Origin of the sequence: Streptomyces sp. SS7, assembly GCF_037993025.1 — a bacterium.
GTDB lineage: Bacteria > Actinomycetota > Actinomycetes > Streptomycetales > Streptomycetaceae > Streptomyces.
Map to the genome: position 1 here is coordinate 735155 of NZ_CP141223.1, position 16880 is coordinate 752034.

A 16880-nucleotide genomic window follows, 5' to 3' on the forward strand; every position below is an offset into this window, starting at 1 on the left:
GCCCGGGGCCGGGCGCGCTCATCCGGTCGTGTCGCACCCGCCGCCCGCGCCCTCGGCGAGCCACCCGAGGAGGTCGTCGGTCAGCAACTCGCCGACGGCTTCGATGTCATGCTCGACGGCGCCGAGATCCAGGCCGTACACGGCAGCGCGATCCCGGTCGTGGCGTCGCATGAACAGCCCCCTGCCGCCGCTGTCATCGCCGACGAGCACCCAGTCCGGGGCGTAAAACTTGGTGAGCACCACACGGCGCATGACGTCGTCCTTGACCCGCTCCCCGTCCCTGCGCAGAGGTCTGGACGCGTGCCGGCCCAGTTCCGCTGCCCGCAGCGGCGTGCGCGCTCGCCGGATGAGATCCACGTGGCGGGTGCCTCTGAACTTCTGCGCCTGGAAGAAGTGTTCCGGAGTCGGCCACCAGACCCCGTCGAGCTCGAAGCCGTGAGCGGAGAAGTTCGAGAAGCACCCGTAAGGGACTTCGTCGGCGCCGTAGAAGCAGATCGTCATGAGAGCCTCACTCATGGCCGCCGGTGACGCCGACGGGCCGACATCCGTGTCAGTGACACGATAGAGCGGCCCTGGATGTGCCCGGAGGCCAGCAGAAAGGCAGCCGGCGGGACGGCAGGCGGCCACGGAGAAAGGGCATGGCCCATGGACGAAGACGCATGCCTCGACCGCTACGGGGTGCACCCGGCCGACGCCGACCTCGACGCCGTCCGTCAGCTTCTCGCGGCGCACACCGCACGGGAGCGGCAGGCGCAGGGCGGCGGCGACACGGAGCTGATGAGACTCTGCTGCGTCCAGCTGTTCAACGCCGGCGGTCTGGACGACGTCCTGCTCATCTGGAAGGCCAAGACCGCCAGTACGGACGCCGACTGCTCGATCGACATCCAGCTGCTGTGCGGGACCGGACTGGCCGGGACCAAGGCGTACCTGCGGTCCCTGCGTCCGCCCGAGGCCGCGGCCGCGCTGCAGCGGTTGCTCGACTGCGAGCAGGCCGGCGACTTCGAGGACTTCTCCGTCGCGGGGCATGCCGCGCAGTACGCCGCCTACTACACGCCATGACGGACACGGGCGAGATCTCCTTTGCCCCCTCTTGAACATTTCCCGGGACGGGGTGAGTTCGAAGGGCGTCAGCCACGTATTCGTCTGCGACCGCCCCGCCGGGCGACCTGCGAATCGACAGACCCCCCTCGACCGCACAGGAGGAACAGTGCAGCTCTCACGCAATTTCGTGGGCACTCTTGTCGTGGGCGGCGCCCTGACCCTGACAGTGAGCGCCCTCGTGTACCCGTCGATGCTCGGTCTGACCACCGTGTCGACCTCGTCCGACCGCCTCATCGCCAACACCCAGTGGGGGCCGTTCACCGAGAGCGACCGGGCATTCGTGGTGGCGGTGCGGGCGGCCGGCCTCTGGGAGCACCCCGTCGGACTGATCGGGGTGGAGAAGGGCCAGAGCAAGGCCGTCGTCACGGCCAGCGAGCACCTCATCGACGGGCATGCGGCCCTGGACGAGACCTGCCGCAAGATCGCACCGATGCTGAACGTCGTCCTGCCCAACGTGGCCAGCCCCCAGCAGGAGGGCTTCGTCACCACCTTGAAGGCCTCCCAGGGCAAGCAGTTCGACATCGACTTCGCCAACATCCTGCGCATGACGCACGGTTCCATCTTCAACACGGTGGCGAAGGTCCGGGCGACGACGAAGAACTCCCTGGTGCGCGCGTTGGCCGACCAGGCGAACGACACCGTCCTGGACCACATCACGGTGATGGAGCAGACCGGCCTGGTCGACTTCGACACCACCCTCTTCAACCAGACCAAGCCGCCGACGCTGCCCAAGTCGGACATGACCCCGCCGGTCCCGCCCGCCGGCCAGCCGCTGGTCGTCCTTCCCCCGCCGCCCAACGCCACGTCCACCCCCGCGGACCTGGGCGCGGCGATGAACGGCGTGGCCGCCAACGGGTAGACGCCGCCCAGGGGCGGGCCGAGGTCGCGCGGGGAGGCCCGCCTCACCCCTCGGGCTGCCCCTCGACCTTCCGCAGCAGGCCCAGCGACGCCTCGCGCTCCGGCTCGGTCAAGCCCTCGAAGCACTCCACGAGCACCGCGTCCGCCACCGTGTGACCGGCCTTCAGCATCCGGCTCCCCTAGGGAGTGAGGTGGTGCTCGATACGGCGGCCGCGTCCGGGGCACCGGTCCCCCAGCCCCTGCGCCACCAGACGCCCGGCGAGCGTGCCGAGGGCCTGCTCGCTCCGGAAGGTCGCCGCCGCCAGTTCCCGGGCGCCGGCGCCCGGCGCGCGACCGATCGTGAACGGAGGGTGCGCCCGCGACACCGGCCGCGCGTGACCGGCCGCGCCGTCGCGCATGCGCCGGGATCGCCACGAACCCCGCACGACCACCGCCGCGCCCACACCGCCGCGACCGCCGTAGCCGGCATCAGCACGCTCTCATTCCCGCACCGGTCATCGCCGTTCATCGCCGGTCGTGCTCGACGCCGGGGCGAGCGGCAGGCGTTCTCGCCACCCGTCGCTCCGGGCCCGGCGTCGAACGCACCGGACCGGAGGGCGGGGGCGTGCGTCGGGGGTGGCTCAGGGCGACCCCCGACAGGACCAGGGCCAGGCCCGCCAGCTGCCGGCCGGTCAGGGCCTCGCCCGCCATCGCCGTGCCGAGGACGACACCGGTCACCGGGTTGAGCAGGCCGATCAGCCCGACCGTCCCCGCGGGCAGGTGTCGCAGGCCGGTGAACCAGGCGACGAACGCCAGGGCCGTGGCGACGAGGGAGACGTAGGCGAAGGCGAGGAGGGTCGGGGCGGAGGCGCCGGGTGGAGCGCCCTCCACCACCGCGGCGGCCGGCAGCAGGAGGAGACCGCCGGCCGTGAGCTGCCAAGCCGTCGACGCGAGCACGTCCGTGCCGGTGCTCCAGCGCTTGGCGAGGATGTGACCGAAGGACGACACCAGCAGCGCGGCGGCCGAGGCGAGCACCCCCGGCACGCTCACCGTCTCCGCCCCCGTGAGCAGCATGAGGCAGACCCCGGCCAGTCCGATCGTGGCACCGGCCAGGTGGCCCGCCCGCGGGCGCTCGGACACCAGGGGCCAGGCGATGAGCATCATCGTGAGCGGGGACAGCGCCATCACCGTCGAGGCGACGCTCGTCGGCAGGAGCTGGGACGCGGCATAGACGAGGACGAAGAACACGCTCATGTTGAGCAGCCCGAGCACCGCGGAACGCCACCACCACGCGCCGTGCGGCCGTCGCCGGCACAGGGCCAGCAGGACCAGCCCGGCGGGCAGTGCCCGTAGGGCGGCCCCCCACAGCGGTCGGTCGGCAGGCAGGAACTCGTGCGTGACGAAGTAGTTGGCACCCCAGGCCACCGGGGCTACCGCGGTCAGGGCCGTCAGGGCCACCCGGCGCACATTCGCTTCCATGGAAGTCAATATAGCTTCCACGGAAGCGAATGTAACTGCCCGGGAAGCGAATGTAACTTCCGGGGAAGCTAATATGGCCGCCATGGAGCAGAACGGTGAAGCGCTGGACCGCGTGGCCCGCATCCAGGCCGACTGGCGCCGGGAGCGCCCCGACGTGGACGTGAGCCCCCAGGGTGTGATCGGCCGGCTGCACCGGCTGGCCGACCGGCTCACCGGGGAACTGTGCCTGGTCTACGACCGCTACGGCCTCGGCGAGGGCGAGTTCGACGTCCTGTGCGCCCTGCGCCGCGCCGGGGAGCCCTACGAGCGGGCGCCCGGCGAGCTCGCGGCGCACACCATGGTCACCACCGGCGCGATGACGAAACGGATCGACCGGCTGGAGCGGGCCGGGCTCGTCACGCGCCGCCGTTCCGCCGACGACCAGCGCGGTCGGATCGTCGCCCTCACCGAGGCCGGCCGCGAGCTGATCGACCGGGCCTTCACCGAGCACATGCACAACGAACGCCGCCTGCTGGACCTGCTGACGCCCGCCGAGGCCGCGACCCTCGAAGCCCTGCTCACCGGGTGGCTGGGCCGGATGGAGCATCCGGGAGCCGCCGACGCCGGGTGACCGGCGCGGTGACCCCTCCGCCTAGTAGTGGAATATTCAACGACCACCCCCGGTTGACGGCGGCGAAGGAGGTCACGAGTGAACATGACATACGGCACGGGGTACGACGCGACGAGCGAGTCGGCGTACTACGCCCACGGGACCCCGGCCGAGCGCTGGGAGCGCGCACGGCTGTTCTTCGACGCGCGGGACTACACCGCGGCGGCCCGGGTGCTGGCGCCGTTGGTCGACGAGGTGCCGGAGCAGACCGGACCGCGGCTGCTGCTGGCCCGCGCCTACTACCACTCGGCCCAACTGCGCCGCGCCGAGACCGAGTTGCGGCTGATCGTGGAGCGTGACCCGGTGGAGCACTACGCCCGCCTGATGCTCGGCCGCACTCTGGAGCGGCAGGGACGGCACACGGAGGCGGGACCGCATCTGCGGATCGCCTCGGCGCTGGCCGGGGACTTCCCGGAGGACTGATCCCGCCCAGGACATGATCCGGTCCCGGGCATGATCCGGCCCGGGACACGGGAGCGGCCCGGCGGTGGACCTCACCGCCGGGCCGCTCCCGTGTGCGGGCCGCTCCCGTGCGCTCGGGCTCCGAACTACGCCTGCGCCTCGGCCTTCGCCTTCACCTTCGTCCGGCGCCGGTGGGCCAGCTCGCCGAGGATCACGTCGACCACCAGGAAGCCGGCGAGCGGGATACCGAGGAGCGGGACGAAGTAGCCGAGCACGGCGACCGCCGCCATCAGCGGCACCAGGACGTACGGCGGAACCTGCGCCCAGGCGCCGCGCGGGATCGGGCGCCCGAAGGCGGAGCCGCGGCCACGCTGCCACCACATGCGGTAGCCCCACACGATCAGCAGGATCAGGGAGAGCGCGAGCAGCATCAGCGCGATCTGGTTGACCAGCCCGAACAGGGTGCCGGTGTGCAGGTCGATACCCCAGCGGGTCAGCTTGGCGAGCACCGGGTGGTCGGCGAACCGCACGGTGTCGGTGACCTCGCCGGTCGCCGGGTCGATCGCGACGACGTCCTGCTTCTCGGGCCAGCTGCGCTGGATCTGCTTGACGACGTACGCCGAGGAGGCGTCGGCGGGCGGGACGATCTCGACCGGGTCGCCCAGCCCCTCGGCGCGCGCGGCGGCGAGCACCTTGTCCAGGCCGACGCCGTGCTCGCCGTCGCCGCCCGAACCGGAGGCCGCGTCATGACCGGCGTGCTCGCCGCCGCCGCTCACCGTGGCCGAGACGGACGGGGTGGCCTGCTTGAGCGAGGTGCGCAGTTCGTCGATGTTGGCGCCGGCATAGGTGGACCAGGTCAGACCGGTCGCGGACAGGAAGAAGAACCCCGCGGCGGCCCAGACGCCGACCGTGCCGTGCAGTCCGAGGGTGCGGCGACGGCCGCTGGTGCCGCGCACCTTGCGCAGCGCGCGGCGGCGGGAGAACCACAGCGCGATGCCGCCGGCCGCGATCACCCACAGCCAGCTCGCGGCGAACTCGCTGTAGAGACGGCCGGTTTCGCCGAGGTGGAGGTTGCGGTGCAGCCCGGAGATCCAGGTGCGCACCGGCAGGGCGCCCGACGAGCCGTACTGCTCCAGCGCGCCGCGCACCTCGGCGGTGTACGGGTCGACGAACACGGCGAGGGTGTGCTCGGGGTCGACGCCCTCGACGCCGGAGAGCATCACACGGGTGGTGGCGTCGTCCTGCGGGGAGGGGCGCACGGCCGAGACCGTACCCTCGGGGTGGGCCTTGCGGGCGGCGGCCACCTGCTCGGAGATCGGCAGCTCGGTGTCGCCGGCGGGCACGGTCATCTCGTGCGCGTAGAGGAGCTTCTCGGCCTGGAAGGAGCCCGCGTACAACAGGCCGGTGACGGCGGCGATCAGCAGGAACGGTGCGACGACGACGCCCGCGTAGAAGTGCAGACGCAGCACCAGGGGGCGCAACGAGGCCCACGGGCCGGGGGACTTGGGCAGCGGGTCCGGGGCCGGGGCTGCCTCGGGGGCCTCGTCCGTGGGGGTCGAGGGAGCGGTGGTCATCGGGGGCTACTCCGGAATCGGGGACGGGTTGAGCCGGGACGGTCCAGTAGTCGGATCGCGCCCGGACCGAGTTCCCGCGAGTTCTCGTGACCTGCGTCACATGGGCGTCGCTCATGTCATGCTGGCCCGATGGCAGCTCCCAGTCCCCGTACGCCCCTTGCCGACCGCGTCGAGGAACTCCTCGCCCCTGGCGGCCCGTTGCCGATCGTCGCGGCCGGCGACCCGGTCCTGCGCTCCGGCACCGAACGCTACGACGGTCAGCTCGACGCGTCCCTGCTGGCCCGGTTCGTCGAGGCGTTGCGCGTCACGATGCACGCGGCGCCCGGTGTCGGGCTGGCCGCGCCTCAGGTCGGGGTGGGGCTGCGGATCGCGGTGATCGAGGACCCGGCGCCGGTGCCGGAGGAGGTGCGGGTGACCCGGGGCCGGGTGCCGCTGCCGTTCCGGGTCCTCGTCAACCCGTCGTACGAGCCGGTCGGTCCGGTCCGCGCCGCGTTCTTCGAGGGGTGTCTGAGCGTGCCCGGCTACCAGGCGGTGGTGGCGCGGGCCGCCGAGGTGCGGCTGACCGGCCAGGACGAGCACGGGCGGCCACTGGACGAGGTGTTCGCCGGGTGGCCCGCCCGGATCGTGCAGCACGAGACGGACCACCTCGACGGCACCCTGTACCTCGACCGGGCCGAGCTGCGCTCGCTGTCCGCCAACCAGGCGGTGCTGGAGCGCTGGGCCCAGCCGACCCCGTCGGAGGCGGCCGGCGCCCTGGGCTTCGAGCTGCCGTAGACCGGGGTTACCCAAGTCCCCTTCCCTACAGGTCAGTTGTCCCGGAACGCCTCCAACAGGCGCAGCCAGATCTCGCTGAGGGTCGGGTAGGACGGCACCGCGTGCCAGAGGCGGGAGACGGGGACGCGGCCGGCGACGGCGACGGTCGCGGAGTGGATCAGTTCGCCGACGCCCGGGCCGACGAAGGTGACCCCGCGCAGGATCTCCTCCTCCAGGTCGACGACCATCCGGGCGCGTCCCTTGTAGCCCTCGCCGTACAGGCCCGCGCCGGCCACCGAGGACATGTCGACGTCGACGGCGCGCACCCGGTACCCGGCCTGTTCGGCCTCGGCCAGCGAGAGGCCGACCGCGGCGGCCTCCGGGTCGGTGAAGACGACCTGGGGGACGGTCTCGTGGTCGGCCGTCGCGGCGTGGGCGCTCCACGGCTCGACGCCGTCCAGGAGGGTGCCGGCGGCACGCGCGGCGATCGCGGCGCCCGCGATCCGGGCCTGGTACTTGCCCTGGTGGGTGAGGAGGGCGCGGCGGTTGACGTCACCGGTGGCGTACAGCCAGTCGGTACCGGTGACGCGCAGGCTGTCGTCGACCGTGAGCCAGGAGCCGGGTTCCAGGCCGACGGTGTCGAGGCCGATGTCGTCGGTGCGCGGGGCCCGGCCGGTGGCGAAGAGGATCTCGTCGGCCTCGATCCGGTCCCCGGTGCCGGTGACGACCGTGACGGTGCCGTCGACCCGGGTCACCGACTCCACCGAGGTCCCGGTCCGTACGTCCGCGCCGGCCTCGGTGAGCGCCTCGGCGACGAGTTCGCCGGCGAACGGCTCCATGCGGTTCAGCAGGCCCTTGCCGCGGACGAGGACGGTGACCTCGGAGCCGAGGGCCTGGTAGGCGGTGGCCATCTCGGTGGCGACGACTCCGCCGCCGACCACGACGAGCCGGCCGGGCACGGTCTGGGAGCCGGTGGCCTCGCGGCTGGTCCAGGGCCGTACCTCGGCGAGGCCGGGCAGCGGCGGCAGGACGGCCCGGGTGCCGGTGGAGACGACCACGGCGTGCCGGGCGGTGAGCGTGCGGTCCCCGACGGTCACCGCGCGCGGGCCGGCCAGTCTGCCGTGGCCCCGGTACAGGTCGGCGCCGATGCCGGCGAGCCAGTCGGCCTGGCCGTCGTCCGTCCAGTCGCCGGTGAACCAGTTGCGGCGGGCGAGGACGGCGTCCGCGTCCAGGGGTCCCTGGACGGCCTGGCGCAGTCCGGGCAGCCTGCGGGCGTCGGCCCGGGCGATGACCGGGCGCAGCAGGGCCTTGCTGGGCATGCAGGCCCAGTACGAGCACTCGCCGCCGATCAGCTCGTTCTCCACGACCGCGGTGGTGAGGCCGGCCGCACGGGTGCGGTCGGCGACGTTCTCCCCCACGGGCCCGGCCCCGAGCACCACGACGTCGTAGGCGATGGTTTCCGATTCCGTCATGGGGTCAGTCTGGTGGGTGGTGTGCGGGGTGGCCACACGGGTAGGGGCGCGGAATACGCGCCCGCACGGCCGTGTTGGTGCCGACCAGGAACCCCCACCAGGAAGAAGGTCGCAGGTCATGAGCAGCACCGTGGAGCTCACCAAGGAGAACTTCGACCAGACGGTCACGGACAACGACTTCGTCCTGATCGACTTCTGGGCGGCCTGGTGCGGCCCGTGCCGTCAGTTCGCGCCGGTGTACGAGAAGGCCGCGCAGGACAACCCGGACCTGGTCTTCGGCAAGGTGGACACCGAGGCGCAGCCGGAGCTGGCCCAGGCCTTCGGCATCCAGTCGATTCCCACGCTGATGATCGTCCGTGACCGGGTGGCCGTGTTCGCGCAGCCGGGCGCGCTGCCCGAGGCCGCCCTCGCGGACGTGATCGGGCAGGCGCGCAGGCTGGACATGGACGAGGTCCGCAAGTCGGTGGCGGAGCAGCAGGCGGCCCAGGCCGACCAGTAGACCTCGCCGGGCCTCAGAAGGGGTAGGGGGCCACGTCGCCGCGCACCGTCGTCCAGCGCAGGTCGGTGAAGGCCTCCACATTGGCCTCGCCGCCGAAGCGGGCGCCGGTGCCGGAGGCGGCGACCCCGCCGAAGGGGGCCACGGCCTCGTCGTTCACCGTCTGGTCGTTGATGTGGACGATGCCGGTGGGGATGCGTTCGGCGAGGTCCAGGCCGCGGGCGGCGTCCCGGGTGACGATGCCCAGGGAGAGGCCGTAGGCGCTCCGGGCGGCGAGCTCGGCGGCCTCGTCGGGGCTGCTGAAGGAGCGGACGGGGGCGACCGGGCCGAAGACCTCCTCGGCGTAGGCGGGCGTCGTCTCGTCGACGCCGGTGAGGACGGTCGGCCGGTAGAAGAGGTCCTCGTGGGTGCCGCCCGCGGCGAGTTTCGCGCCGGCGGCCGTGCTGGCCTCGACCAGGCCGTGCACCTTGGTGAGCTGGCCCCGGTCGATGAGCGGGCCGAGGTGGACCTGGGCGCGGTGCGGGTCGCCGACGGCCAGGGACTCGGCCTTGGCGGCGAGCCGTTCGACGTACTCGTCGTGGAGCGAGGCGTGGACCAGGTGGCGGCCGGTGGTCATGCAGATCTGACCCTGGTGGAAGAACGAGCCCCAGGCGGCTGTGGAGATCACCGCGTCGAGGTCGGCGTCCTCCAGGACGATCAGGGCGGAGTTCCCGCCGAGTTCCAGGTGGGCGCGCTTGAGGTGGCGTCCGGCGGCCTCGCCGACCGCGCGGCCCGCGGCGGTGGAGCCGGTGAAGGAGATGACCGGGACGCGCGGGTTGGCGACCAGGGCGGCGCCCGTCTCGGCGCCGCCGGGCAGCACCTGGAGGAGGCCGGCGGGAAGGCCCGCCTCGGCGAAGACGGCGGCCAGCGAGAGGCCGCCGCAGACGGCCGTGCGCGGGTCGGGCTTGAGGACGACCCCGTTGCCGAGCGCGAGGGCGGGCGCGACGGAGCGGATGGAGAGGATCAGCGGGGCGTTGAACGGGGAGATCACGCCGACCACGCCGACCGGGATCCGCCGGGTGTACGACAGCCTGGCCGCCTCGCTGGGCAGGACCTGGCCGGCGGGACGGGAGGCGAGGGCGGCGGCCTCGTAGCACTCCTGGGCGGCGACGTGCAGTTCGAAGTCGGCCTTGCCCGGGATGGAGCCGGACTCACGGACGAGCCAGTCGCGCAGTTCGTCGGCGTGCGCGGCGAACAGGTCTCCGGCCCTGCGCAGCACCCCGGCGCGGACGAAGTGCGGCAGGCGGGCCCATTCGCCCTGGGCGGCGCGGGCGGCCTCGGCGGCCGGGGCCACATCGGCGGCGGAGGCCAGCACGACGGTGCCGAGCGGTGCGCCGGTCGCGGGCTCGGTGACGGTGTGCCGCGGGCCGCTCAGGGCGCGGGACTGCGCGGTCTGCCAGGTCTGGGGGTCGAGCAGCGACATGGGTGGCTCTCCGATCGGTGACCCGCGGGACGCACTGCTCGGGGGTGCACACGTCCCATCTGGTTGAGCATTTAACAGCTTGTTCCGCTCCTGCGCACCCTCCACGGATCAACTGGACTCGCGGTGCACCACGGTTGCGCCGGACAGAGGGTGCGACTCGGGCTCCGCGCCGGGGTTGCGCACCGCCCGGTCGACCAGTGCCGCGAGTTCGCGGCCGGAGGGCAGTGCGATGCGCACGGTGCTCAGCGTAGGCCGCACCACGGCGCCCAGCATCAGGTCGTCGGCGCCGATGACGGCCGTGTCCTCGGGGATGCGCACCCCCGCCTCGGTCAGGGCCCACATCAGGAGCATGGCGTACTCGTCGTTGTAGGCGAACACGGCGTCCAGGCCCAGGTCGGCCCAGCGGGCGGCGAGGGCGGCGGCGGAACTCCGGGTGTACGCGAGGGGCAGTTCGACCACGGTGGCCCCGGTGCCGCGCAGGGCCTCGCGGGCGCCCGTCAGCCGGGGCCCGGAGAAGATCTCCATGCCCGGCTCCTCGGGCACGACGACACCGATCCGCCGTCTGCCCCGCGCGTGCAGGTGCCGGGCGGCGCTGTGGCCGACGCGGGCGTGGTCCAGGAGCAGCGCGTGGGCGCCCTCGACGGGCACGGGGCTGAGGGTGACCACGGCCCGCGCGCCGGACCGTTTGAGCACGGCCACGCCCTCGGGACCGATGCCCGGAGTGGGCACGAGCACGGCGACCGGCCGCAGTTCGGCCCAGGCCCGGGCGGCGTCGTCGCCGTACATCCCGGAGGTGCCGTACTGGACGACCGTGTAGTCCAGGCGGCTCAGGGCGCCCTGGAAGTCGTGCACGAACTGGCTGTAGAGGGGGCCGGCCGGGACCGGCAGGGTGGGCATCAGGACGACCCGGCTGTGTCCGGCACGCAGGCTGCGGGCGGCAGCGTGCGGCACGTACCCCAGCTCCCTCGCGGCCTCGTGGACCCGGCGACGGGTGGGTTCGCTGATGCGTACGGCGCTGGTGTTGTTCAGCACGTAGGAGACGGTCGCGCGCGAGACTCCGGCCAGGCGGGCCACGTCGGCGCTCGTGGGCACGGGGCGCGGCGCCGGCGGCTTCGTCGGCGCGGGCGTGTTGGGTATCTGCACCATGACGTACGGCATCTTGGCAGAAGCTGTGAGCGGGATTTCAGGTGGGGGACGCACACATTTGGTGAAGCGTCAACCACACCTGCGCTCATCAGTGCGAATTACCAGACGAGGTCTTCGGCCCGGTGCGGCGCCGTTCGGCGTGTCGCGACGCGGTGTTCCGTGCGGCGCGTGCTCAGCCGCCGGCCGTGATCCGGTCCACCAGGTCGCTCCACCCGTCCTCCAGCCGGGCCATCGGCACCCCGCACCGACGGGTCAGATGGTGGACCAGGGCCGGGTTGAGGTAGCCCATCAGGGTGTGGGCCAGGAGCTCGTGGTCGGCGTGGGGCAGCGCCTGGCGCAGCAGCAGGACGACATGGCTGTGCTGGACGCCATGGGCGGGCACCGCGTAGCGGCGGTCCGCGGCGGCCTCGGCCGCCAGCTGCAGGTCCAGCTCGCCGGCGAGGCGCCGCAGCAGGGCGATCCCGAAGGCCCGCAGCCGCTCCACCGGGGGCGCGCCCGGTCCGAGCGGCGGGGGCCCGCCGAGGAACGCGGCCTGCATCTTCCGCTCCGCGTGGTCGAGCAGCGCCATCAGCAGACCGGTGCGGTCGCCGAAGCGGCGGAAGACCGTGCCCTTGCCCACGTTGGCGGCCGCGGCCACCGCCTCCATCGTCACCCCGGCCGCGCCGTGCTCGGCGATCAGCCGGGCGGCCGCGTCCAGCAGCCGCGCACGGTTGCGCGCCGCGTCCGCACGCAGACACGGCTCGTCGCCGGCGGCCCCCAGCTGGATCAGTTGCTGAGGCTCGCCGATCTTCTCCTCGGGCTCCGGACAGGGGGGCATAAGGCTGGACATGAACTCAGCGTAAAGCACCCGGAATGAAACTGGACCACGGTCCGGTTATGCTGCTACACATTAAGCGGACCTCGGTCCGGATCGTATACACCCTGTTTCAGCCCTTGGGAGTTCCCATGTCTGTCCGCATCCTCGCGCTCGTCGGCAGCCTCCGCGCCGGTTCGACCAACCGCCAGCTCGCCGAGGCGGCCGTCAAGGTCGCTCCCGAGGGCGCCGAGGTCGAGCTCTTCGAGGGCCTGGCCGAGATCCCCTTCTACAACGAGGACATCGACGTCGAGGGCAGCGTCCCGGCCGCCGCCGCGAAGCTGCGTGAGGCCGCCCAGGCCGCCGACGCGTTCCTGCTCTTCTCCCCCGAGTACAACGGCACGATCCCGGCCGTCCTGAAGAACGCCATCGACTGGCTGTCCCGCCCGTACGGCGCCGGCGCCTTCGGCGGCAAGCCCGTCGCCGTGGTCGGCACCGCGTTCGGCCAGTTCGGCGGCGTATGGGCGCAGGACGAGGCCCGCAAGGCCGTGGGCATCGCCGGCGGCAAGGTCCTCGAGGACGTCAAGCTCTCCATCCCCGGCTCGCTGACCCGCTTCGCCGAGACCCACCCGTCCGACGACGCCGAGGTCACCGCCCAGCTGACCGAGGTCGTGGCCCGGCTGCACGGCACCGCGGGCGAGCTCGCCGCCTGATCACGGGGACGCATCCCGGCGTACGACACGCCACGAGGGGGCCGCGGCACGGGTGCCGCGGCCCCCTCGCCGTGTCCCCCGCGTATCCCGTACGTCGTCACCTCGTCGAAAGTGATTCAACCCGCAGACCGCCGACCGTGCGGTCTGATAAGGCTGGGTCATGCAGACCCTTTTTCGACGACTGCTCCAGCTGATGCCGCGCGTGGGCGTCCAGGTGACCGACCTCGGCCCGGGTGCGGCGGTCGTGTCGCGGCGGGGCGGCCCCTACGAGGTGACCGACGTGAACGCGGCCACGAAGGTCGTCTCCCGGCGCGGCGGTCCGTACCGGGTGACCGGCGTCGACAAGGACACCTGGGTCCTGCGGCGCACCCGCGACGGCGCGCGGACGGGCGTCACCGAGAAGGGCGTCGTACCGCTCGGCGACACCGGCGCCGTGCTGCTGATCGAGGACCCGGAGCACCAGGACGAGCGCAGGATGCAGCTCTCCGCTGCCGAATACCTGTGCGTCCAGCATGTCGCCGCCATGCTGGAGCTGTACGGCGTGAACTGCGTCTTCGACGTCGGGGCCAACACGGGCCAGTACGCCAAGCGGCTGCGCAAGGCCGGGTACACCGGCCGGATCGTGTCCTTCGAACCGACCTCGGAGACGTTCGCCCGGCTGGCGAAGGCCGCCGAGAACGACCCCGACTGGCAGGTCCACCAGTGCGGACTGGGCCGCGAGGAGACGACCGCCGAGATCCACAAGAGCTGGCTGACCATGAACTCCCTGCTGCCGCCCAGCGAGTACGGCAAGGGCCGCTACGGCCGGTTCAAGAACTCCGACACCGAGGAGATCCGCATCCGCCGTCTCGACGAGGTGATGGACGAGGCTTTGGCGGGACTGGCCGGTCCGGTCCCGTATCTGAAGATGGACACCCAGGGCTACGACCTGGAGGTGTTCGCGGGGGCCGGCAAGCGCGTCGCGGAGTTCGTGGGCATGCAGTCCGAGGTCGCCTGTCTGCGGCTGTACGAGGGCAGCCCCACGATGGGCGAGGCCGTCGCCGCGTACGAGGCGGAGGGCTTCGGCATCACCGGCATGTACCCGGTGACCCGCGAGGCGACCACCGGCCGCGTGATCGAGTTCGACTGCGTGATGATGCGCGCGACCGCGGCCCCGGCCCAGGCGTCCCCCACCGCCCAGGCTCCGCAGGCCCCCCAGGCCTCCTAGGCGGTCTGGGTCTCCCCGGCGGCCGCCCGCAGGCTGGTGAGCGTCGCGACGGTGAGGACGAGCACGATGAAGCCCAGGACGATCGACAGGCCGCAGCTGAGGTGGACCGGCTTCCTCAGCAGGCCGCCGATGAGGAAGTACAGCTGCCGCAGGCCCATCAGCGCGAAGGCGTGGGCGGTGAACACGATGTACGGGCCGTCGGTCAGCCCGTAGACGGCAACAGTGGTAGCGGTCGGCGACGCCGAACCGTTTCTCCACGGCCTTGAGCAGCTTGTTCTCCTCGTACTCCTCTTCGTGCCCGCCCTTCCTCTGCCGTGGAGGTGTCACCCGCCGGATGGCGGGGAGGTTCCGCCGGACGGCGGTGCTCCGGGCGGTGCCGGACGGCTGAATCATGTCCCCACGAGCCGCCGCGTCCCGCGTGAGGAGAAGCCATGACATCCGTTCCGCCGCCGTTCGACCCCGAGCTCGCCGCCGCGCTGGAGCTGATCAAGGAGGTGGTCCAGCCCGGGATGTCCCCCGAGGACATCGAGGCCATCCGGCAGGGACCCGGCATCGCGATGCTGGCCGAGCTGGATCTGACGGTGGGCGGTGCCTTCGAGGTCGAGGACCGGACCGTGCCGGGGCCCGAGGGCGCCCCCGAGATCTCGCTGCTGATCTGCCGGCCCACCGCACCGGCCCCGGCCCGGCCGCGCCCGGTCGTCTACCACGTGCACGGCGGCGGGATGGTCCTCGGCACCAACCGGGTCGGCGTCGACGCTGCGCTGGACTGGGCCCGGGAACTCGACCTGGTCGTGGTGTCCGTGGAGTACCGTCTGGCGCCCGAGAACCCGCACCCGGCGCCGGTCGAGGACGTGTACGCCGGGCTGCTGTGGACGGCGGAGCACGCGAAGGAGCTGGGCGCGGACCCGGAGCGGATCGTGATCGCCGGGGCCAGCGCGGGCGGTGGACTCAGCGCGGCGCTCGCCCTGCTGCTGCGCGACCGGGGCGGCCCGCGGCCGATCGGCCAGCTGCTGATGTGCCCGATGCTCGACGACCGCAACGACACGTCCTCCTCGCACCAGATGGCCGGCCTCGGCGTGTGGGACCGTACGGCGAACGAGACCGGGTGGGGCGCGCTGCTCGGCGAACTGCGCGGCGGCCCCGACGTCTCCCCCTACGCGGCGCCGGCCCGCGCCGAGGACCTGTCCGGGCTGCCCCCGGCCTTCCTCGACGTCGGCTCCGCGGAGACCTTCCGGGACGAGGTCGTCGCCTACGCGTCCCGGATATGGCAGGCGGGAGGCGTGGCCGAGCTGCACGTCTGGCCGGGCGGCTTCCACGGCTTCGACGGCTTCGCCCCGCACGCGGCCCTGTCCCGCTCGGCCCGGGCGGCCCACGTGGACTGGCTGCGACGACTGCTCGCGGAGTAGGACGACGCCGCTGGCCGACCGGGCCGGCACGACGTGGAGCCACTCGCCCGCGGGGCCGCCGTAGTAGCCGGGGGGGCGCACACGGCTGGCCCCCGCCCACGGCTCCGACCCGACGCCGGGACACTCGCCCACCGAGCCGCCGTACCAGCCGGGGCATCCGCACGCCGGGCCCCCGCCGGTGGCTCCCGGCCCTCCTCACCCGCGTGCGCGTGGCGCATGATGGCCCCATGAAAGAGCTGGCCGGGCGTCTGACCGCACTGGACCCGGACGCGGGTGCCGCCGTGCGTGTGATCGCCTACTTCGACCGACTGGCCGAGACCCGAGCCGGCGTCGAGGCACTCGTGCGCGGAGCCGCCGTACTGGCCGGGGTGCCCGCGCGACTGGTCGACGCCGACCGCAGGGTACGGGTGCGGGTCGAGGCGGACGGCACCCGACGGGACTCGGACCTGCCGCCGGACCCCGGGTGGCCGTGCGCGGCCCTGACGCCCGACGGCGCGCCGGCGCTGTGGCTGGAGCGCTCCGGAGCGGCGCCCAGCGTGGTCGACGCGGTGATCCTGGAGCGGGCCGCCGGTGCGGCACGGCTCGTCCTCGACCGCACCCGGGGCCGGGCCCCGCTCGACGACCCCGCGCTGGTCGAGACCGTGCTGGACGCCACGGCCGGCGAGCCGGCCCGGCTGCACGCGGCCCGGCGGCTCGGCCTCGACCCGCAGGCCGCCGCCCGCGCCGTCGCCGTACCGTCCGGACAGCCCCGGGTCGTCGCCGTCGAGGGCCCGGTCACGGAGTCCGCGGGCCCGCGGACCGGCGTCGGCCCCGCCGTCCCCGTCCTGGACCTGCCGCGCTCCTGGGCCGCCGCCCGCACCGCGCTGAGGTTCACCGCCGAGGGAACCGCCCAGGATCCCGGCCCCCGGGTGGTGTACGCCGACGAGCTGGGCGGGATCGCCCTGCTGGCCGAGGTCGTCCTGCCCGGGGCCGAACCGCCGCCCGACGTCCAGGCGCTGGAGGCGGCCGCCGCGGACGCGCCCTGGCTGCTCACCACGCTGTACGCCGTCGTGGCGACGGCGAGTCTGCGGGCGGCCGCCGCCGAGGCGAACGTGCACCACTCCACGCTCCAGGACCGCCTCACCCACGCCGAGCACCTGCTGGGCTGGCCGGTGCGCACCCCTCAGGGCCGGCTGCGGCTGCACCTCGCGCTGACGACTCGGCGCCTGACCCGGGCGTAGACCCCTCGCGGCCGGGATGACGGCGGCGAGGGCGGCCGAGACCAGGGCGAGGCCGCCGCCGACGAGGAGCGCGGTGCGGAGCCGTCCTCGGAGGCGAAGGCGTAGCCGCCCATGTGGTGGTCATCCGGGCGAGGATCACCCCGATCACGGCCGAGCCGATCGAGGTGCCG

The 16880-nt window shown here is 73.2% G+C and carries 17 protein-coding genes and 2 pseudogenes; 10 read left to right on the forward strand and 9 right to left on the reverse strand.

All coding sequences use genetic code 11. The annotated features are described in order from the left end of the window. Window positions 1-18: 18 nt before the first annotated feature. Window positions 19-501 carry an NADAR family protein gene (locus U5640_RS03370; RefSeq protein ID WP_340374305.1) on the reverse strand — a complete coding sequence of 161 codons (483 nt, stop codon included), beginning with the start codon at window positions 499-501 and terminating at the stop codon, window positions 19-21. Window positions 502-645: 144 nt separating this feature from the next. On the opposite strand from U5640_RS03370, the gene U5640_RS03375 reads away from it, so the two are divergent. Together U5640_RS03375 and U5640_RS03380 are read left to right on the forward strand one after the other, a co-directional pair. Continuing rightward, on the forward strand, window positions 646-1059 hold the full coding sequence (locus U5640_RS03375) for a hypothetical protein (RefSeq protein WP_340374306.1): 414 nt from the start codon (window positions 646-648) through the stop codon (window positions 1057-1059). A gap of 184 nt (window positions 1060-1243) precedes the next feature. Continuing rightward, window positions 1244-1960, forward strand: a complete 717-nt coding sequence (locus U5640_RS03380; protein ID WP_340384910.1) for a DUF4142 domain-containing protein — start codon at window positions 1244-1246, stop codon at window positions 1958-1960. Window positions 1961-2003: 43 nt separating this feature from the next. On the opposite strand, the pseudogene U5640_RS03385 reads toward U5640_RS03380, so the two are convergent. Both U5640_RS03385 and U5640_RS03390 read right to left on the reverse strand, forming a co-directional pair. After that, window positions 2004-2297, reverse strand: a pseudogene (locus U5640_RS03385) (MarR family winged helix-turn-helix transcriptional regulator); the annotation flags it as partial. A gap of 166 nt (window positions 2298-2463) precedes the next feature. Then, a complete protein-coding gene (locus tag U5640_RS03390; protein WP_340374307.1) occupies window positions 2464-3417 on the reverse strand; it encodes an EamA family transporter in 954 nt (317 codons plus the stop codon). An 82-nt stretch (window positions 3418-3499) separates the two neighbouring features. Here U5640_RS03390 and U5640_RS03395 point away from each other — a divergent pair, with 82 nt between their 5' ends. Both U5640_RS03395 and U5640_RS03400 read left to right on the forward strand, forming a co-directional pair. Further along, window positions 3500-4027 (forward strand): MarR family transcriptional regulator, encoded by a 528-nt coding sequence (locus tag U5640_RS03395; RefSeq protein WP_340374308.1) that lies wholly within the window; start codon window positions 3500-3502, stop codon window positions 4025-4027. A gap of 84 nt (window positions 4028-4111) precedes the next feature. Then, window positions 4112-4489, forward strand: coding sequence for a tetratricopeptide repeat protein (locus tag U5640_RS03400; RefSeq protein WP_340374309.1), 378 nt, complete (start codon window positions 4112-4114; stop codon window positions 4487-4489). A gap of 125 nt (window positions 4490-4614) precedes the next feature. On the opposite strand, the gene U5640_RS03405 is transcribed toward U5640_RS03400, so the two are convergent. Further along, complete coding sequence (locus U5640_RS03405) at window positions 4615-6042, reverse strand: PepSY domain-containing protein (RefSeq protein ID WP_340374310.1); 1428 nt, start codon at window positions 6040-6042, stop codon at window positions 4615-4617. Between the two features lie 129 nt (window positions 6043-6171). Here U5640_RS03405 and U5640_RS03410 point away from each other — a divergent pair, with 129 nt between their 5' ends. After that, window positions 6172-6816: a peptide deformylase gene (locus U5640_RS03410; RefSeq protein ID WP_340374311.1), complete on the forward strand. Its 645-nt coding sequence runs from the start codon at window positions 6172-6174 to the stop codon at window positions 6814-6816. Between the two features lie 32 nt (window positions 6817-6848). Here the strand turns inward: U5640_RS03410 and U5640_RS03415 are convergent, their stop codons facing one another. After that, the gene (locus U5640_RS03415; RefSeq protein WP_340374312.1) at window positions 6849-8267 is read right to left on the reverse strand and encodes an NAD(P)/FAD-dependent oxidoreductase; all 1419 of its coding nucleotides are present in this window, start codon (window positions 8265-8267) and stop codon (window positions 6849-6851) included. Between the two features lie 118 nt (window positions 8268-8385). Here U5640_RS03415 and trxA point away from each other — a divergent pair, with 118 nt between their 5' ends. Continuing rightward, window positions 8386-8766 carry a thioredoxin gene (gene trxA / locus U5640_RS03420; protein WP_340374313.1) on the forward strand — a complete coding sequence of 127 codons (381 nt, stop codon included), beginning with the start codon at window positions 8386-8388 and terminating at the stop codon, window positions 8764-8766. Window positions 8767-8779: 13 nt separating this feature from the next. On the opposite strand, the gene U5640_RS03425 is transcribed toward trxA, so the two are convergent. The 3 genes from U5640_RS03425 to U5640_RS03435 form a co-directional block, all read right to left on the reverse strand. After that, window positions 8780-10225 carry a benzaldehyde dehydrogenase gene (locus U5640_RS03425; protein ID WP_340374314.1) on the reverse strand — a complete coding sequence of 482 codons (1446 nt, stop codon included), beginning with the start codon at window positions 10223-10225 and terminating at the stop codon, window positions 8780-8782. Window positions 10226-10333: 108 nt separating this feature from the next. Beyond that, entirely contained in the window at window positions 10334-11383 is a 1050-nt protein-coding gene (locus tag U5640_RS03430) for a LacI family DNA-binding transcriptional regulator (RefSeq protein WP_340374315.1), read from the reverse strand. A 160-nt stretch (window positions 11384-11543) separates the two neighbouring features. Further along, complete coding sequence (locus U5640_RS03435) at window positions 11544-12200, reverse strand: helix-turn-helix domain-containing protein (protein ID WP_340374316.1); 657 nt, start codon at window positions 12198-12200, stop codon at window positions 11544-11546. Between the two features lie 116 nt (window positions 12201-12316). Here U5640_RS03435 and U5640_RS03440 point away from each other — a divergent pair, with 116 nt between their 5' ends. After that, window positions 12317-12877, forward strand: coding sequence for an NAD(P)H-dependent oxidoreductase (locus U5640_RS03440; protein ID WP_340374317.1), 561 nt, complete (start codon window positions 12317-12319; stop codon window positions 12875-12877). A 160-nt stretch (window positions 12878-13037) separates the two neighbouring features. After that, window positions 13038-14084: an FkbM family methyltransferase gene (locus U5640_RS03445; RefSeq protein WP_340374318.1), complete on the forward strand. Its 1047-nt coding sequence runs from the start codon at window positions 13038-13040 to the stop codon at window positions 14082-14084. On the opposite strand, the pseudogene U5640_RS03450 reads toward U5640_RS03445, so the two are convergent. Continuing rightward, a pseudogene (locus U5640_RS03450) lies at window positions 14081-14393 on the reverse strand (TerC family protein); the annotation flags it as partial. The gene U5640_RS03445 and the pseudogene U5640_RS03450 overlap by 4 nt on opposite strands. 122 nt (window positions 14394-14515) lie before the next feature. Here U5640_RS03450 and U5640_RS03455 point away from each other — a divergent pair. Together U5640_RS03455 and U5640_RS03460 are read left to right on the forward strand one after the other, a co-directional pair. Then, window positions 14516-15490 carry an alpha/beta hydrolase gene (locus tag U5640_RS03455; protein WP_340374319.1) on the forward strand — a complete coding sequence of 325 codons (975 nt, stop codon included), beginning with the start codon at window positions 14516-14518 and terminating at the stop codon, window positions 15488-15490. A 227-nt stretch (window positions 15491-15717) separates the two neighbouring features. Then, window positions 15718-16710, forward strand: coding sequence for a helix-turn-helix domain-containing protein (locus tag U5640_RS03460; RefSeq protein ID WP_340374320.1), 993 nt, complete (start codon window positions 15718-15720; stop codon window positions 16708-16710). Window positions 16711-16880: the final 170 nt, after the last annotated feature.

Excerpts from the sequence above, each read along its gene's own strand:
- U5640_RS03370 (WP_340374305.1), bottom strand. The coding sequence starts at position 501 with ATGACGATCTGCTTCTACGGCGCCGACGAAGTCCCTTACGGGTGCTTC.
- U5640_RS03375 (WP_340374306.1), top strand. The coding sequence starts at position 646 with ATGGACGAAGACGCATGCCTCGACCGCTACGGGGTGCACCCGGCCGAC.
- U5640_RS03390 (WP_340374307.1), bottom strand. The coding sequence starts at position 3,417 with ATGGAAGCGAATGTGCGCCGGGTGGCCCTGACGGCCCTGACCGCGGTA.
- U5640_RS03395 (WP_340374308.1), top strand. The coding sequence starts at position 3,500 with ATGGAGCAGAACGGTGAAGCGCTGGACCGCGTGGCCCGCATCCAGGCC.
- U5640_RS03400 (WP_340374309.1), top strand. The coding sequence starts at position 4,112 with ATGACATACGGCACGGGGTACGACGCGACGAGCGAGTCGGCGTACTAC.
- U5640_RS03405 (WP_340374310.1), bottom strand. The coding sequence starts at position 6,042 with ATGACCACCGCTCCCTCGACCCCCACGGACGAGGCCCCCGAGGCAGCC.
- U5640_RS03410 (WP_340374311.1), top strand. The coding sequence starts at position 6,172 with ATGGCAGCTCCCAGTCCCCGTACGCCCCTTGCCGACCGCGTCGAGGAA.
- U5640_RS03415 (WP_340374312.1), bottom strand. The coding sequence starts at position 8,267 with ATGACGGAATCGGAAACCATCGCCTACGACGTCGTGGTGCTCGGGGCC.
- trxA (WP_340374313.1), top strand. The coding sequence starts at position 8,386 with ATGAGCAGCACCGTGGAGCTCACCAAGGAGAACTTCGACCAGACGGTC.
- U5640_RS03425 (WP_340374314.1), bottom strand. The coding sequence starts at position 10,225 with ATGTCGCTGCTCGACCCCCAGACCTGGCAGACCGCGCAGTCCCGCGCC.
- U5640_RS03430 (WP_340374315.1), bottom strand. The coding sequence starts at position 11,383 with ATGCCGTACGTCATGGTGCAGATACCCAACACGCCCGCGCCGACGAAG.
- U5640_RS03435 (WP_340374316.1), bottom strand. The coding sequence starts at position 12,200 with ATGTCCAGCCTTATGCCCCCCTGTCCGGAGCCCGAGGAGAAGATCGGC.
- U5640_RS03440 (WP_340374317.1), top strand. The coding sequence starts at position 12,317 with ATGTCTGTCCGCATCCTCGCGCTCGTCGGCAGCCTCCGCGCCGGTTCG.
- U5640_RS03445 (WP_340374318.1), top strand. The coding sequence starts at position 13,038 with ATGCAGACCCTTTTTCGACGACTGCTCCAGCTGATGCCGCGCGTGGGC.
- U5640_RS03455 (WP_340374319.1), top strand. The coding sequence starts at position 14,516 with ATGACATCCGTTCCGCCGCCGTTCGACCCCGAGCTCGCCGCCGCGCTG.
- U5640_RS03460 (WP_340374320.1), top strand. The coding sequence starts at position 15,718 with ATGAAAGAGCTGGCCGGGCGTCTGACCGCACTGGACCCGGACGCGGGT.